Annotated in this window: 4 protein-coding genes; all 4 read right to left on the bottom strand. The window is 47.5% G+C overall.

The genetic code is table 11. The features are described from left to right. Positions 1-98: 98 nt before the first annotated feature. The 4 genes from L3C95_RS19965 to L3C95_RS19950 are packed head-to-tail and all read right to left on the bottom strand — an operon-like array spanning position 99 to position 17,886. Positions 99-8,231: an RHS repeat domain-containing protein gene (locus tag L3C95_RS19965; protein ID WP_236390333.1), complete on the bottom strand. Its 8,133-nt coding sequence runs from the start codon at positions 8,229-8,231 to the stop codon at positions 99-101. A 33-nt stretch (positions 8,232-8,264) separates the two neighbouring features. Continuing rightward, positions 8,265-11,762 (bottom strand): hypothetical protein, encoded by a 3,498-nt coding sequence (locus L3C95_RS19960; protein ID WP_236390332.1) that lies wholly within the window; start codon positions 11,760-11,762, stop codon positions 8,265-8,267. Positions 11,763-11,789: 27 nt separating this feature from the next. Continuing rightward, entirely contained in the window at positions 11,790-12,299 is a 510-nt protein-coding gene (locus L3C95_RS19955) for a hypothetical protein (RefSeq protein WP_236390331.1), read from the bottom strand. Positions 12,300-12,321: 22 nt separating this feature from the next. Next, entirely contained in the window at positions 12,322-17,886 is a 5,565-nt protein-coding gene (locus L3C95_RS19950; RefSeq protein WP_236390330.1) for a PA14 domain-containing protein, read from the bottom strand. Positions 17,887-18,121 lie beyond the last annotated feature (235 nt).

Genomic DNA, 18,121 nt, shown 5'->3' with positions numbered 1-18,121 from the left:
GTTTTGGAAGTAAACTAAATCAGTCGTGTCTCTTCTCCTTGACTGGCAAGCCATTATGCATGCTGCAAGGAGTAACATTCCCAAAAGTCGCGGGCGCATTATTTCTTTTTTATGTTCTGCTCGTAGTATTCGTTGATGCCATCATAAGCCTTTTTCACCTCAGCCGCCTGCTCCTTGGTCATCGGATACTCCTGATTACTATGCAAGGTATTCCATAGCATCAGCATAGGCAAATGAAATCTACCCATTGCGCCGAATTCAGTCTTCGGATCTTCAAGGTCGATGTTAAAAGTTGCAAAACTAGGGAAATAGTGTCCGGCCCCTATCGATGCCCCCCATGATGCCATAGTGCCTGTAAATCCTTCCTTCCTTGCCAGCGCATTCAGATAATCCAGCGAAGTACTGCCTTCATATTTTTTATACACATCATAAGCGACTACAGTTACCTGTTCCTTCATTATAAAATCATAATCCCAACAGTACCAGGCCATGAAACTGGTCTTTCCATCCATACTACAATTATAGAACACATCATGGAACTGCCCCACAGCAAATGCCGCTATACCAAGGTTCAGGTCTTTCAGTATCGGACCGAGTTCGTTCCACCAACCCGATGTTGCACTGCCACTGGTAATCCCCTTATTATAACTATCCGCCAGCTCATCAACAAGATAAGCAGCACCTTTAGCCCATCTGGACTTATATCCTTTTTCGTCCATCTTTCTTTGTGCCCAGTGATAATAATCTCTTACTATCGGAAAAGGATACTGTGTGTCGTCCGACTTGAACCTGTCAGTCCAGCCATTTGCTGTGATGGCTTCCATGGCTTTGCTCCATCTTCCTGTCACATCATTTTCCCTGTCGCTGGCCAGCCATGCGCCATCCGATCCATCCCATTTATCCTCCGCCATTGCCTTGTCACCAAAACTGTTTTTATATGATTCATAACTGCTGAACTCTTCCAGGCCATCCAGATCAATACTATTAACAGGTCTGTTACCCGCAAATTGATAAGGCGTATACCAGGGATAAGACTTCGTTAAAGGGTCCGTACTCAGGAACCTGCCCAATCGCGGGTCATAGATCCTGAATCCATAGTCCTGCTGGTTTCCATCTCCTTTTATCTCATTGTCATTTTCCTTGCCATTGAAACCATATCTGTATTTATTACTATTACCGCCCCTTCCTGGCATAGCCATACCGAAAGCATAATATTCCTGTGTAGATACCACATCTGGTTCGAAATAGCTGATAGTTGTGCTGTCAGTTGAAAGCATCTTCTTTTTATCAGATACTGTAGCCAGCACGTTCCCCAGATGGTTGCTCAATTCAAAGAACTTGTTACCGCGGATGAAATTCCTGTTTATTCCTGTACCTAATCCACGCAGGGCGACTGTTTCAGGCTGTACCACATTTTGCACATCCGTTTGTTGTGCACTTATACCCAGGCGGGCGGCCCCGTACAAATGAGCTTCCGTACGTGTAAGACTACCGCTGTTGACTACATTGTTGCCTTTGGTATATACACTCATTACCTTACCCGCCCCATCTCTTACATACCAGGTCTGCACACCATTAACGGTTTTGCTGATACGGTTATCCGCAATATCATAGGTGAAAGTCGTGACTGTTCCATCCGTTTTAGTGATGGACGCAATTTTTCCCGTCCTTGTCCATGTGATGTTGCTGATACCCGCCGCCACGTCTTTTATGAGACTACCAGTGCTGTCATAACTATAATTACCTGCTACCTGGTTGTCAATGTCATTGTCGTAATTAGCAGCATTTACAGTGTCGGCCACGAAATCCAACTGATTTTTCCAAGGTTTATAGTTATAGGTCAGATTATCCATTGCCAGTGGCCGGCCCGCAAAGCTATTGTTGCCATTACGGGTATAGCTGAGAATATTCCCATCCTCGTCGTAAGTGATATTCTCTTTAAAATCCTGCACTGTAACAGGCGTCCAGGTATTTGTGCTTGTATTGAGTCCGCGGGCGAACTGCGTACTTTTCAAACGCGTTAGTGCATCATAGCTGTAAAGAGCCAGCAATGGCACATTTCCAGAAGCAATATGCTGACTGATAGCCGATATAGTTCCTGTAAATACAGGCTTAAATCCTGTTCCTTCTACCGGAGCAAATGGCGTTACTGTACTGTTGATAGGTTTATATTCCCTCGCTCCGTAGTAATACAATGAATAACCAAAGGCATCCCGGCCTACAACACTACCGCTTATGCCATCTTTACCCATATCAGCATTTCCTGTCAGCGTGGTGGCGTTTACACCTTTGATCCACCCGTTCAGTGTATAAGCATAATCCAATCCCTGCACCTGCTGTTGCCCCAATACCGTTCTTGCCAATAATCCATGCCTGTAATACTGATAATACGCATCATTCTCCCAATACACACTATCCCTGCTGGTCTCCACATTTATCAGCCTGTTCTCCGCATCATATGTATAGCGGTGATAAAACGCATCCGCCTGTGAAGGCTGATAAGCCACCTGTTTTACATTACCGCTGATCAGATCGTACTTATAAACGATCTTCTTAAACCTGTTCCCGGCATCTGCCATTCCTCCCTCCTTATAATCCTGCAGCAGTGTGTCGACATTACCATGTATATCATAACTGTAGAAGGAAGCACTGGTATAACGGCCTGCCCCGAGATCGGGCGAATTTTTATACACAGCCTTCCATGCAACCCTGTTCCGCACATTACGGGCAGATAACACCAGTTGCGATAAGGGTGCATAAGGAATATCGTACGTGGTACGATTGATCTGTATACAGGTTGCTCTGGCACTTGAGTAAAAATGCTGGAGCGTCGACGGATTACGTGTGAGATTGTCGTTCACAATGGTATTGCTGCTCAATTGGCCCACTTCCGTTATGCGTCCCAATCCATCATAAAATGTATAACTATAGTCGCGTGCTACCCGCTGCTGCGCATCCTGGGTTAAGACCGGTCTTCCCAGCTTATCATACCATAACCTGGTAATACCTCCATCCGGTGTCTGCTGCTCCACTACCTGGTCAAGGGTATTATACCTATACTGTGTAATCTTCTTGTGCGCAGGCACCCTTACCTGCCCTGCAGCCCTTGCTGCTTTCACACTGTTCACCCAGGCAGCAGACCTGTCTATCACTACACCAGCCGGCGGCACTGTCTTTACCAGGTTACCCGCCTGATCGTAATAGAACAAGGTATAATGATACTCACTCGTATTATAACTCACTGTGAACACTTCCCTGTTCGCGGCCAGCAGGCCCGTATTAATGTAATCCTGACCAAAGCTGCCCAGCAATGAATCACGATAAGCATTATATAACTCCGTTCCTTTGCTGACAGCAAAGAAAGCGGTATCAGAACAGTTGTTGATTGTATTCACGTCTGCCGGCGGGAATACAGGTGTTGATTTACCACACAATAATGGCCCATCATATACCGGCGTCGGCGTTGTTGGCGGCGTACTGCCACAAACACCTGAAACATTTCCACAATTTGCCTGATAGAAGCTATCTATCTGGGTGATGGTGTAATTCGTGCCCTGCCCGTAATTCTCATTGAAGTAAACTTCAAACTCATTACACCTGTGCGCCCTGTACCTAACATTCAGGAATGGCGGTATAGCGTTGGCATTGGTGGTGGAATTTGACCAGAACACAAATCCATTACGCGTGGTTGCCGGCTCCGAACTCAGTCTCATTATTAACCCATAATCAGTACCACTACGGGAAGCAGTATACATATCCCTCACGAGGTTCGTGCAAACCTGGTTCAAATAGTTGGCGCTACTCTGCGTACTCGTAATCGGAGGGATGGTGAGCGTATTGGCAGCTACCGTTCCTGGTTGCCCCGCCCATGTCGTCACATTGGCCACTACAGGTCCCAGCGAACGGGAAAACAACAAACTAATGGTTCCCGGATTAGCAGCGTAATGCGATAACGAACCACATACCAGCTCACCGCCAGCAGAAGCGGGTTTTGCAAACAGGTTCATGTCTGCATAAGTGATATTGGCACCTTTCGCAATTCTGGCAAAATTGAATACAATATTGTCCCTGAAAGTAAACCATACACCGTTGTTCGTCCATACCGATGCTCCCAGGGTCACTGATGAAGCATAGGCAGTAGTCCTGGTGCTCAGCAGATGCGTGATCCTGAGGGTCGGAGCCGTCCTGTTCACAGTGATAGAATCACCCAGTGTTACAGGGTACAGGTTCAGGAAGTTATTTCTGATATTGGTGATCGTTGTACAGATAGCTGTTGGTGGTGGTGCTACCGGACAATCAGCACGGAACTTCAGATATTCCCAGGCTTGCTTTTTGAAGCCCAGTTCATTATTCATGTAATTGGCAAACAGCGTATTCCTCTTTTGCTGCGTTGTATCTCCTTCTTCTATCGTCGGTGTGATACCCGGAAACTTAGCCGTAAATCTTGTATACGCGTTGTTCACCACATTACAAGGCACACATATCTCGCCGGTATAACATTGCAATGCCGGTGGCAGACTGATGATCTTTGTGAAGTAAGTACAGCTGCTGGTCGTATTACATGCGTTCAGCAATTGCGTGAGATCAGCATCCGACATATTGATCTGCCTTGTACGGTTCAGATAGCCTGCAAAACTGCCATCTGTCGGTTTACCATATTGCAGATACTCCGCACGCAGATTATTCAGCTTGCGGCATTCACAGGTATCCGGTTTGGAATATACCGGCTTGTTGCCAAAGGCCGTCTGCTTGTCGTAAGGCGCAGGCGCCGTAATGAGGTAACCATTACAATCTACACCGTTGGAAATGCCCTGCTGCGCATTGAATTCTTCCAATACCTGCTGAAAACTCTTATAAGCATAAGTGCTGCCAGGTCTTACAGAACTCGACCCCATAGGATGTGAAACATCAGATCCCTCTTTACACACTTCCACTAAGCGCGGGATGAGTATATTCAGCATCGCCTGCGTATACTTACATGGCGCCAGTTGCTGTACCCATGCCTTGGCATAAGCGTTACAGTTGTCTTCATAATGCCGCTTCACCGCATTATTGGCAGAATCTGAGGCCGGACCAGACTGCCCGTTATTTAAATATCCCAGTCCATTCTGTCCTAAGGCGTCCGTCGCATTATTGAAATTCAGCTGTTTACCGGCAGCCAGCAGCGCTGCTGATGTTGGGTTGCTCACACCCGACGGACAAGCCGCTGTCTTTATCTTATTGTCTATAATTGCGCGTTTCGCAGACAGGTAAAGCTGTCTGAAGTTACGCCATGCCATATCCAGGTCGCCTGTACACAACGCGGTTTCATTGAAAGGTGCTGAAGCCGGCGCGTAAGAGGTGATACAGGAGGCATTATTGCCTTCACATTTCACCGTAGCAGTAGCAGTGCTCCACATGGTCAATATCTGACTGCCTGAGCCTCCGTTATAGTTGCTCAGTTTCGCCTGCAGGGCATTGAGCATCTCTGTGCTTTCGAGCGACAAAGGATCTCTGTTCGCCGTCACTATCGGATAAGGATAACTGCCATTGCCTGTAGGGTTCAGGTATCCCTTCGCCTTCGCTTCGGCATACGTATCTGTCTTTTCAAATTCCCTGTCCCACACATAACTTGCCTGGTGCTTCTGGAACTCCAGCCATTTACAATATTCCGGATGGAACTTCAGTAATGCCGGCGCCCAGGAGGCTTTGAACTGTGCTGCAAACTGCTCTGGTCTTAAACGCTGCGGTATTACATAGGTATTACTCAATTCATCGTATGCCAGATCTGGTCTGCCTGCCTCGTCCAGATAAGTAACAGTATCGCGTTTATAAGGCGGCAGCGTATTCTCGTCTGGCTGATAAAAAATGGAATAGACATTGAGTGTATCTTCCGCATCTGCATACTGACCAGAAGGGGCGGATACATCCAGCAACAGTGCCGCTTTAACATCGGTCGATTCTGTTGTCTTCTCACACAACACTTCACAGGCAGCTACCGCTTCTGCATAGGCGGCCTGGGCTTCTCCCCTGTAAGCAGCACTGTCCGCAATGGCAATGCCACCCGCAGTCATATACCGGGTGCGGAAATTGTCCCACGTGCCAATGCTGTCCTGACAGGCAGCGCAGTTTGGGATACATTGTGTATTTGCCTGGAAATCACGTTGCTGCTGTATGAATTGCTCCAGCGTAGTACAGAAATTCCTCTTCATGAAGACGCTATCCCTGTAGTAGGCCATTGCCTCCCTGTTGACAGTAAGCCGCTTGGTGATCTGGTAATTACCTCTCGGCAAACGCAGCGTAAATGCCACCTGCAATGCCTGCGGCGCATTACAGTCTGGCACGATCGTTCCTGTATAGTTCCGGATGATCGTATCGAAAGGCTTGCCTCCCAGACGCTGGTTATAAGCATCGTCTGTGATCTTTATCTGGAGATCATACAGGGCAGTATAACAAACGGTATTATTATTACAATCCTTCTTCTGCAATACCGGCGGAGCCAATGAATATTTAAACTGATAGTCACCATCTATCGCTACCAACTGGCTTTGGGTATTCTCCATTACCAGGTCTTTGATCACATTACTGTTCACCCTCGACAAAGTATCTGTTACCGGGAAGGTAGTATTGGAAGAAAGATTATCCAGGCTGGCGCTATCAGCCGTACCAGCTAACGCAGTGGCCACCGTACGACCATACATATCGAGGTAAGTGATGGCATACTGTCCGTTGGCATCCTGCACCATGTTCTTGAAGTAATGGCTCTTGTCGCCTGCTTCCGTACCAAACAGCACATCCAGGTCGTTATCACCCGGAGTAGCATAATAGTATCTTGTTTCGTGATTGCTACCTATCCTGTACACAGGCCCAAATCCACTCTGCCGGCTGGTCCTGCCTGTATTATCCGGTGTATACACCGTTTCAGAGAAGGCAAATCCGCCAGCATCAGGAATGAACTGGTTCACACCATTGTTCTTTTCCGGGTTGTTTGCAGAATAATACTGGTTAGCGCCGGTAGCAGACGACATCTGGTTGGCTCTTGCTGTCAGATACTCCGACGGTGCGTTCAGCTTGTCGTAATTGGATTTATCATATTCAGCGCCATTCAACGCACTGTTGAACCGGGGCGCATACTTGATCACTGAGTTGATAGACGGTGCAGGCATCACCTGTATAGCTGGTCTGCCCTGATAGTCATAGAAGGTCTCTGCCACCGTTGTTTTATTGGTGGTATTATCTTTTGTGACCACCTGTCTGTTACGCAGGCTTCCATCGTAATACTGTACTACCGCCTTCCGCTTTCCCTCTTCTGCATAACTAACCGACATCTGCCAGTTTAGTTTCCGCTGATGCCCGGTAAAACTATAACGTCCCAGTCCGCCGGTATAGTCGGAGCTCCAGGCAGTTTCTATCCTGCTCACATTACTTTTCTGCTGTACTGCTCTTACCCGGAAAAACAGGATACCACCGTTATCATACAAGAGCGGGATGCGGTACGTATTATCAGCCACCGTCACGCGGGAAGCATTGTTCCGGAAGAGCAATGTTGCGTTAACAGGATTGCCGTATTTGTTATTGACATAAGCAGAAGAGTCAACATATGCCCATTCCAGGTCGTACACATCTGCACCAGCAGTAACAGGCCAGCTGACGGTCAGTTCATCCGTAGAATCAGTATCGGGAGCACTGGCAGCGCTGATGCTTTTTACAGCATCATCCGTACAGGATAACTTATATACCGGATAGACCTGCATCTCATTCTCCAGCACCAGTGCTTTTAACACAGTGATAGGCGCCCCTGAGATCGAAACAGTGGATACTTTTACCGTCACCTTATGAGCATTACCAAACACGAAGCTGCTTCTGCTGGTATAAGTCCCTGCTGCGTCATAGTTAATAGTAAAAAGCTTGTTGACTGAGTCTATCGCAAAGTCAGGCCTGGTGTAGATCACCCAGGTGTTAAGAATGATCGAGAACTTTGCAGGCAGGTAAGCGTTGCTATATTCATTCACCTTAAAGGTGACGATATTTTTCACCTGGTAAGGTGTGTCCAGTTTACTGATCAGCGCCGGATTAAAATACAGGCTATCCTGAACAGTTGCAGCAGAATCTCTCGCTAACTGACCTTTGCTGCCATCCAGTATATTCCTGAGGGTTCTGCCACTACCGGTTTGTGCAAAACTGCTACCAACCGCTATCAGCAGTATCAACGCCGTCAGCCATAGAGCTCTCTTTTTTGGCAAAGAATGCATAATATCTTATTTAAAAAGGGGTACCGGGAATAATTAATCTTTTAACAATGCGCTTCTTGTCTCTTTGAGCATTTTAACGCCACTTTCCGTCTCTTTCTTCACCCTGATCAGGGTGCCATCGTCATCATACTCATAGAAAGTCGCATAGTTATTCTCGTCCAGCTCTGCCATCAGTCGCAGGTCGGCCGGATTGTACACAAAAGAGCGCATGTTCGCATTGTATGGATGTATACGCAGGTCGTCAAAGTAAACAGTTGAAGTACCTGTTGCCTGCATGCTGACGATCAGCTCCGTACCATCGGCTGGTATATCTACCGGCTGCTCATATCGTTGCCATCCATCTATAATACCACCTCGCGGTGTTGCAATCAGTACAGTGGATGTCTCTCCCCGCCTCACTGATATTACCATCCGGTTACCGGTATAAGTGCCCCCCTTACAATCTTTTTCCTCCTTCACCCACACACTCACCAATACCCGTTTACCTGCAAACGGCGAATACACCGGCAGTATCGCATCCTTGTTAGTACGGATGCTACCCAGCACCTGTCCTCCGCTCACGCAACTATTGGCCTTCTTATTAAAGGAGAGGTTAAACACATCTGTGCTATCTCTTACTATCGGTGCGCTGATACCGGCGCTTTTGCCGGCTGCTATCCGCAGACTATACCTTCCTGTATGTGGTTGTGTGGAATCGAGATCACCTTTATAGGAAGAGAAATCAAAGCTTCTTCCGCCACTACAAGCTGTATCGCAGGTAGCACCTCCGATGTAATAGTCCTCAAACCCTTCATAAGCCGCTTCGCGGTAACGGCTATTCTGCGCGACTGCAGTGGTCAGCGCGTCGTCAAACCCATAGATCGCAGCATTAAAGCGCCCCAGCGGATCAGTATTCTCCAGTTCAAATCCCTTCTTGTTATATAGTGTACTGGTATTATTCCATACCCATCGGGTCGTATCATATTGCGGCTGCCATCCTGAAGTGCTGCCTTTCTTCCAGAAAGCAACGAAGTCTTTGATGGTACCATCTGTCCGCACATTGGTAGCCGTTGCAGTACTGCTTTCCGTTCTCGCAGCATAGTAAGAATAACTCCGCTGCGGTTTCCAGTTGCCCAGCAGACCGTAGGTGTATGGATTCACACTTGTATCTGTTACAGCACTATAACACGTCAGATTATAAGGCGCCAATGTCACATTTACATCGGCATGGATAGGGTTCATACAGATGTCGGAATAGATGATCACATGATAATTACCGCCACTCTTCGGTGTAACCGGAGATAACACCGGGTTCTGTAAAGTGCTGCTGAAGTTATCAGGGCCGGACCATGCATAGGTGATCGCTGTTGTAGGCAGGTTGATGATCCTGAACTCGATCCGTTCGCCTATACAATATTCCAGTTTATCGGAAGTAGCCAGTTCCGCGGTTTCGAAATCTATGATCTTCAATCGTTGTACAGCCGCTGCACCACATTCATCTTCCACACGCACATCGTAGTTCTGGTTTTTTATCAGCTCATAAGCGCCGCCGGAAGTGGCGGTACTGAATTTACCAGTCGTATTGCTGGCCCAGTATGGTCCTGTGGATCCTTTTCCTTCAGCGGCCAGCCTGTAGGTGAATACACCAGAAACCGCTTTACTACCGCCTGCAGCCACAGCCACGATGCTGCCGGAATTATCAGGCGCCCCGGGACAAACCCAGCCTAATGACTTATTGACGTCTATGATCAAAGGCTTATAAGTAAAGTTGATATCAACAACGTTGCGGCCGTTACCGAGTGTACCATAGTCGGAGATAATGCTCGGATAGGCAGACATCCCCAGCCTGTATATCCCCTCAGTTGGCAACAATAATGAATCACCGGTCGTAACGATCGAGTTATCAAACCCTACAGATCCCTGCGGTCCCCGCAGTATCCTGAAGTATACCGGCATGCTGGTATTATGATACATGGCGGTACCTGTCGGTTTTATCTTCAGTCCCGTACAGGTTTGCTCATCGTTATAAGTGAAGTTATACCTGTATACATCATAGTCTGTTACCGTTACCGGCAGTTCATAGGTCCCGCAACTATCCGTAACCCTGAAATGATAACTGCCCGGATAAAAGTAGCGGGTAGGACCTGTAGTTGGGTTATAGACACCCAGGGTATTACTCAGGTACGCACTGTCAATCGTTGCGGTATATGTATAACTGGAAGGACTTACCAGGGTCACGGTGGTTCCCCGGGTAAGATAGCCGGTCGACTTATAGATCAGGAACATAACAGCACCATCATTTCCTGCATATCCTCCGTTGTCGCTTAAGATAACGGAATAAGGATTTGCCACAGTACCGTTCACAACCACGTTACCATCAAATATGGTAGTACTGTCTGAAGTCACTCCTTTCAGACGGTAACTGCCAAAAGGAACATTTTTCATTACCTGTTGCCCTGCACGGCTTTTTATGGTATCGTAACGGTATTCATTGGTTGTGTTGTTCTTCAGTGAAATATATACCGGATAGCAAATAGGAAAGGTAGTATCTACATAATATCCCTCATCAAAATTAATATTGCAGTTTAGCTTGTAAAAGTTATACAAGTAGGGCAGATTTATGTTGACAGGATAAACCAGCTCGTCACCACAAGGTGTTTTTATATAGTAAGTAACTTTTTTGTTATAAATATCTTTGAACGACTGCCCAGCTGGCAGCGTGATGGTATCAGAACGGCCAAGCTGTGTATACGGCGTTTTGGGGCCTCCATCGTAAGATATACTGTAGGTAAGGGGTGTATTGGGCCGGATGTAGTTCAAAAACAAACTGTTTGAATACGCGCTCGGAGACCTGACAACAAATTTATTGCAGGTATTCCGTATGCCAAGTACTGGTGGCGTATAAACGTCGCTCGTCGTCATTAAAGGCAGCTCATCGATCGTCAGCGTCTGAACGGATGCCGCTGCTCCGCAGGCATCAGTAATATTGACATTATAATTCCCCGGAGGCATACTATCAATTACGAAACCGCTGCTGGCAGTAAACGATACACGCCCGGTATATGCCGCCGGTTTATTCGTGATAGTCACCTGATAGGGAAGCCGCCCATTGGAAAACGACACGTAGGCCTGTCCTGTACTACAACCGCGCAGTGCAACGCGTTGCTGACTAATGGCAGCCCGGAAAGGAATATAGTTACCCGACACTACCACGTCAACAGTAGCCGACACTACAGCATTATTACAGATCCCCTTAGCCAAAGCGCGGTAACTACCGGCCGGAATATTCTCAAATACAGGAGATGTATTGGGCGCCACACTGTACCCACCCGAAGTGAGCGGCTCCAGGCTGAATAACATATCAGTTACATTACCTGCTCCCGTGCCGGTGAAAGACAAGGTGATCTTACCGCTGGCAGCGCAAAGGGAAGGCTCTGTAGCGGCGCTGATGCCCCATGACGGGCATGTCTGTGCACTGACGCTAACGACAAACGAAAACAGCAATGCCGGTAAAAAGAATATATACTTACGCCTGAATATCTTGTATATCATTGGTATAGCGATAAAGCGGTTAACGAACTACTGTTTCTTTTTATAGTAACCGGTACACTCCTGCACCACCGGAAGATTCCTGCCGTTGTCCATGAAGGAAGAGCGCGGCAGTTCCAGTACCAGTATGCCACCGCTCTGCATCTTATACTTGTAAGGCAGGTACGGCGCCTCAGGAGCTGGCTGTCCTGCCAACTCACGCTGCGGCAAATGCATCTCTGATTTCTGGTATAACAATACGTCCTTCCCTCCCAGCTTGTACTTGCCGGTTTCGGTGAATCCTGCCGCATTGGTGATCTTACAGGCTTCTCCATTCACTTCTACCTTTACAGGCACGAAACCTGTCACCGCCTTAAACTCCTCCTGCTTCGTTAATGTCTTTTCCTCAAGTACCTGGTTGCCCTGCTGAGATAACAACCTGGTCTCTATTTTCACAAGCTCCCACTCACCGGTAACTGTGGGCCGGTTTTCCTGGGCAACAACAACACTATAACCAGTCACAAGTACCATCAACAGCGCAAGTATTCTCTTTATAAACATATCGTCTGATTTTACTAGTCAATTAATTAGCGCAAACTGCCTTCTGTTTCTTTTTGTCAGCCACTTTCCAGTCCTGCTTATATTCCACGGCATTAGCCTTAATAACCCTGGAATTAGCATCTATTACCAACTGGTATTTATCGCCCTGTTTCACCAGCGGATTGCTAAGCATGGACGCTTCTCCCACGGCAACGCTCATATTCTTCCTGCCCGAACGCACGATCTTCATCGTCACATCATTGCCCGAGAACGGCGCGCCGTCAGCGTTCACGAAATAGATATCCGGCGTACCGCCATTTACCGCATTGGCATCAACCGCATACAGCACACTGCTGGTACGGAAAGTCGCGATCTGCGGTGAACAATCAGCACCGCCGGTCTTCACTTTGGAACCTACCAGTATCACATCGCCACTGCTGAAATAGTCGGCTTCCGTACCGGCGGTAATTCCCTGGGTGATCTTACCTCCGGAAATAAATATGTTGTTCAGCAACACGTCCACGTTCTTATAGGCGCCACTCATACCATCGTAGGTCCATCCTGAAGGCCAGCTGAAATTATACACCGGATCTCCGAATAGGTTTTGGGAACTGGTCAGCACTACGCTCCCCGTTTCATTATCATACGCAATATTGCGGGTCACCACCTTGCTGCCTTTATCAACTACTATCACACTATCCAGCAAGCCATGCCGGCTGATCACCTTCGTAGCTGCAACCGACTTGAACACTACCTCCTCCCTTTGGGCGAGGTTCCACAAAGTCGGAATGAGGAATACAGGCGGGAAACCAAACGTGAAGAAGTCGCCGTTCACGTTGAAGTTATTCGAGTTCGTTACGCTCTTCTGGTGACGCATGTCCAGCATCAGCTCTACATCTTCACCCACTGTGGCGGCAGTATCCACTGCACCGTTCGGGTCGATAGTAGTGACAGTACTGATCAGGTGTTTGAACTCGGCAGCAGGGTTCTCTGTGCGGTAGAAATTCTCTGTATAGGAAATAGGATTTGCCGCATCATTTTCTGCATACGTTCCGCTGGAGCGTATCTTACCGTTCATATCATTCAGCTCCACTTTAAAGCCCTGGCTTATTGCTACGAAATGTTTCGCATTGATCCGCAGGAAGTTGGACAGTGCCGGCTTAAAGCGTTTCTTACCATCTGCCACGAGTGTCATGTCTGTAAACACAGGGAAATCGTAGGTGGTATAGAAGCGGGTCTCCTCAAAACCGCTGGCAGAACGTACATTCTTCGAATTGATAGAACGTGTCCTTACTTTTCTGTACCCAACAGATGGTGATGGGAAGAAGGACTCGCACAATGGTTCTTCAGTATAACCCATATTAACAGGCGCCAGTGCGGCCACCTGCTGTTTATATTCCAATGGCTGACGCCAGGGGTTCTCTTCATTTCCGATCATGGGTTCATAACTGGCCACGCCACTGCTGATCTCTACAGGTGTCCTGTTCACCTCAACCGTAGTTGTATACTGGTATTCTGTACCGTAAACGGACTCCTGCTGTTTGGTCATGGCATTCCAGTTATCATATATTTTGATGCGTTTCACGCGGAGGCCGCCGCCATATTTCTTATAGAATGGATTATTCAGTCTCACCAGGGTACGTGATGTATCTATTTCACGCATCCAGCCTTTGACCCTGGCCGCCACGTTATACGTCATGAAAGTATTGTTGATATTATCCGCCTGTGACAGCAGTATCTTGACGGCATCGGAGAATTCGAAGTCGTCTCCTGTATCCGATCCCGGATAGGCTTTGGATGGCAGGTTCAGGCGGAGATACTGAATAGCAGCCTGCGCCATCGGACTAAAGATGCTATTTGCCTCGCCGGTATCGCCACCTGCATTAATCGATTTTACTTTGATCCAGATCGTATTGCCATTGTTGAAATAACCATATTCATTATCGTCGATAACTGCGTAACATGGCACATATTCACCACCACTGCCAAACTTATCGCCCGGCACCTGTACGAATAAGCGGAAGTAAAGCCGACCGTTCAGTCCTTCGAGATACCTCGTATATACTTCCTGTTTGCTGCTGACTGCTTTCGGCACAGTAACTGCCACATATCTATAGTCGATCAGACCATATAATGAGCGGCTCAGGTCATTCATATTAGATGGAGAACTGGTGGAGAACCCTGCCACCTTAAACATCTGTGCCGCACGCTTATTCTGTACATAAGCATAATCATCACTTTCATAATCGATCTTCATGCGACCACCACCGGGTAATATGATGGAATCCAGGGTCCATGCAGCAGCGTTTCTCGCTGCCAATGCACTGTCCTGCAGTGCGTACGGATACTCCGCATTATTGATCTGGTTAGATGCTGTATACCCCGGATTTTGCGCAGCGGGTTTATAGTTGCCCCAGCGGTCATACGATTTGGCATTATATACCGGGTTGTTACTATTGTAATTAAAGACATAAGGATTCCTTTTGCCTTTGTCGTTCCCGTTGTAGGTGAACCATACACGTTTCAGCGTCAGTTTACCGTTATTGTTCAGCGGTTTGTTCACACCCGGGCACAGCTCATAAGTGTATTCAAAATGAACCGTTTTAATAGGTCTGGCATTTGTGTTATACTTCTGAAAATCAGCCTTCGCATACAGGTTGATCTCATCCAGCTTGCGGGCCATACGTCCGGACTGCTTTACGCCATCCTCATTGATGGCAGCCAGGTCTTCACGTTCGCTTGTCTTGAAGGTAGCGATCATGGTCTTTGATTCGATAGAGTGCAGGTACCACAGTTCTTTTTCACCTGTTACATAACTACCTTTGTCATCTCTGTTATCAGTTCTCAGCCCTTCATTATAAGCAGCACTGTCGTTGGCCGGTGTTCTCCACTGGTAAGGATTCTTCAATCCGGCGATCTTTGTATAATTGAATTTAACGGCGGTTCCCAGATCATCATCAGAAATACCATCGCCGGTAACATCCGCATAGTCGGGAGATACGATGCCCGTCAACAGGAAGGAATGCGCATAGGCAGGGATTTCCTCACTGTTGAAGTAATGGTCATTACCTTTATTGTTACCCAGTGTATTATCTGATCCGACAGCATATTTTACCATTCCCTCATTTCTGTTGCCACCGGAAGCAGCTACGGAGAATGTGACATCTTTCTGTTTCAGGTTGTATACCGGAATGCCGTATATATAACGTCGGCCATCGGTATTCAGCACATTGATCTCGGAAATATGATCAGGCTTGCGGAACTGGTTCACGCGCTTTTCCCTTGACAGCAGGCCGTTGCCCACTATAAAGGTGTCCTTGTCGGGCATCAGGTAAAGATTGGAGGTAGGGATTGGGACCTCTGTAGTACCTAATGGCATCCACAACATTCTCATAACCGCACGGCCACCCGCCTGATAGTATTCAGCTTTGAGGTTATACAATTCACCCGCCACCAGGTTAACCCAGGCAGTGTCAAGCCTATCCCCATGGTCATTCCAGCGGTCTATAAGTAATGTATCATTCAGGTATAATCTTACGCCATCATCACTGCGGGTACTAATACGGTAGCGCCCTGTCACATCAGCTTTAAGTCTGCCTGTCCAGCGAACAGAGAAGTTGTTGTCCAGGTTAACGCCCGCAGGAGCAGTGGCGGTGAATTCGCCCTTGTTATTGTAGTTCACAAGCGCGTCAACACGCTCCAATACTTTCTCTTCGAATTTCTTTCCTTTGAAATATTCGGCTTTCAATCCCACGCCCTGCCCATTGGCATTATCCGGAAATTCAACACTGCAGCTGTTCAGACTGAACAGGTTCGGTGTATAGTTCTCAATATATTTTGAAAGCCCTCCCACACTGGCTTCATTGGCAGTCAGGTAAGAAATGACCTGGCTGCGTTTATCGCGCGTCGCCTTATAAACATTATCTGGTGTCAGGGTTTTCCTTGCCACCAGCTTTTTATTACGGTAAGCGTTCAGCGTATTGGTAGCCTCAATGGTAGGACTGCTATTCCCCGGTTGATACAGGTTTACCGCTACCACATCATCACCGCCAATCGCATCATAAAATGTTTTTGTGTTACCGGTCATTTCTCCGGGGTTCCGGAAATAAGCGCTTTCAAATTTTTTATCAGACTTCTTGAATGCCACGGTAGTCGCCAGCGGATTCTGTTCCACCCAGGGACCTACCTGTGTATAAGCACGGGTAAGGCTCAGGTCAACACCAGCGTGCACCAGATCGCCAATACCAACATCTGTGCTGAGTTTGGAAGATTTATCCCGTGATCTGATGGCATGATCGAATACATACCCTATATCTCCACGGTAAGCACGGAACATACCACCGCTGCCTTCTCCGGAGATGGAGAAGACATCATAAGTGTAAGAAGGAATAGCAATGTTCGGCACAGCTGGTTTTTCCCGGTAAGCGATCTCTCTGTCACGGTTATAATCCAGCAGGGCGCCTTCGTTACCATTTGCTTTCTGATAGTTCAGATATCCGTATGCGGGTAATGCGAGGCGTTTATCTTCATCAGCAATATCCTGCAATGACACATATCCCATTACATAAAAGCTGGGATGCACCACCTTTGTCTCATAGCCTATCTTGGCCGTATAACTGAATGATGTATTGGTATACGCAAGATTCATCGATGGCGTGAAGGCTGGTTGTGCAAAGGAGATATAACTCGATACAGAGCTGCTTTGTTCGGCAACACCCCTGCAGTTCTTATCATCCACTGTATACTGACGCAGGCCTGCGGAGAATGTCAATGCTTTCAAACCTTCGCGGGCATTGTAGGAAAGTCCGGTAGATACGCTGCCACTCATTCCCCCGTGTTCTGACGCATACTGATCGGCAAATTTGTAGCTGAAGGAAGTACCCAGTGTCACACCGTCCTGCGAGCTGTTTGTTATAGATAAGCCACTGGTGAACCGGCCCATACTGCGTGAGCCTACATTGATATTGGTGTTCACGCTGGTTTCCAGTCCCCAGCCTTTATAGGTGTTATATAACACGCCCATACTTCCACCTATGCCGAAGCCTACAAACTTACTCAGGCCTGTTACTTCAACATCTGCGCCGGAAGTAACACCGATCGTTTTATTCTCCTTCATATTGGAAGCTTTCTGCACGGTATCTGTACCGTTAAAATCGTCCGGCAGTCCGCGCATGTTCCTTGTGATGGAGCCCGGGTTGATATTCCAACCCAATCCTACCCAGCTTGCCTCCTGGTCCATCGAGATACCGCTGTTATAACCCAGCGCCAGCGGATAACCGCCAACGTCCATCAGGGGAATGTTGTAGGAGAAGTCGCCCGTGAACAGGTCTACCATGTTATTGCTGTTCACAGAATGAAAGGCCTGGGTCTCTGGTTGTCCGGGGCCACCGAAATGCTTCTCATTTGCCTGTTCTTTTAATTCCACATCTGCAGCAACAACCGGTACAAACAATGCTTTCGGCATGTTGCCTGTGCTGGCATGGCTGTAATGCCGGGGCGCCCGCGGTGCGGCAAATGCGTATGCGGGCAATACTGCTTCACAATAAAGTAAGATAAGCATGGTGATGGCAAATGCTTTCTTACCTTTCGCAGCGGTCTTCAGTATCATTGAGCTTATATTTAAGTATAGGAAATAAGGGTCCTGTTCCTCCGGGAAGGGAGGAAGTCACAGGTATATGATTGTTTGACGGGCTGGTCGCCTGTTAACTGATATACATATTTAACCTTGTATGTGCTGAAAGGTGCAGCTGTGGACTGATATCGCCCATAGGGATAACTGATTTCATTAGTAGAGTTTTACTGTTATATGCTACGTGAAAGATTGGCTGTTGTATGTCACAACA

Source organism: Chitinophaga filiformis, assembly GCF_021646545.1.
GTDB classification, from domain to species: Bacteria; Bacteroidota; Bacteroidia; order Chitinophagales; family Chitinophagaceae; genus Chitinophaga; species Chitinophaga filiformis_A.
The sequence above is the reverse complement of the archived record's forward strand: the minus strand, read 5'-3'. Positions and strand labels throughout refer to the sequence as shown.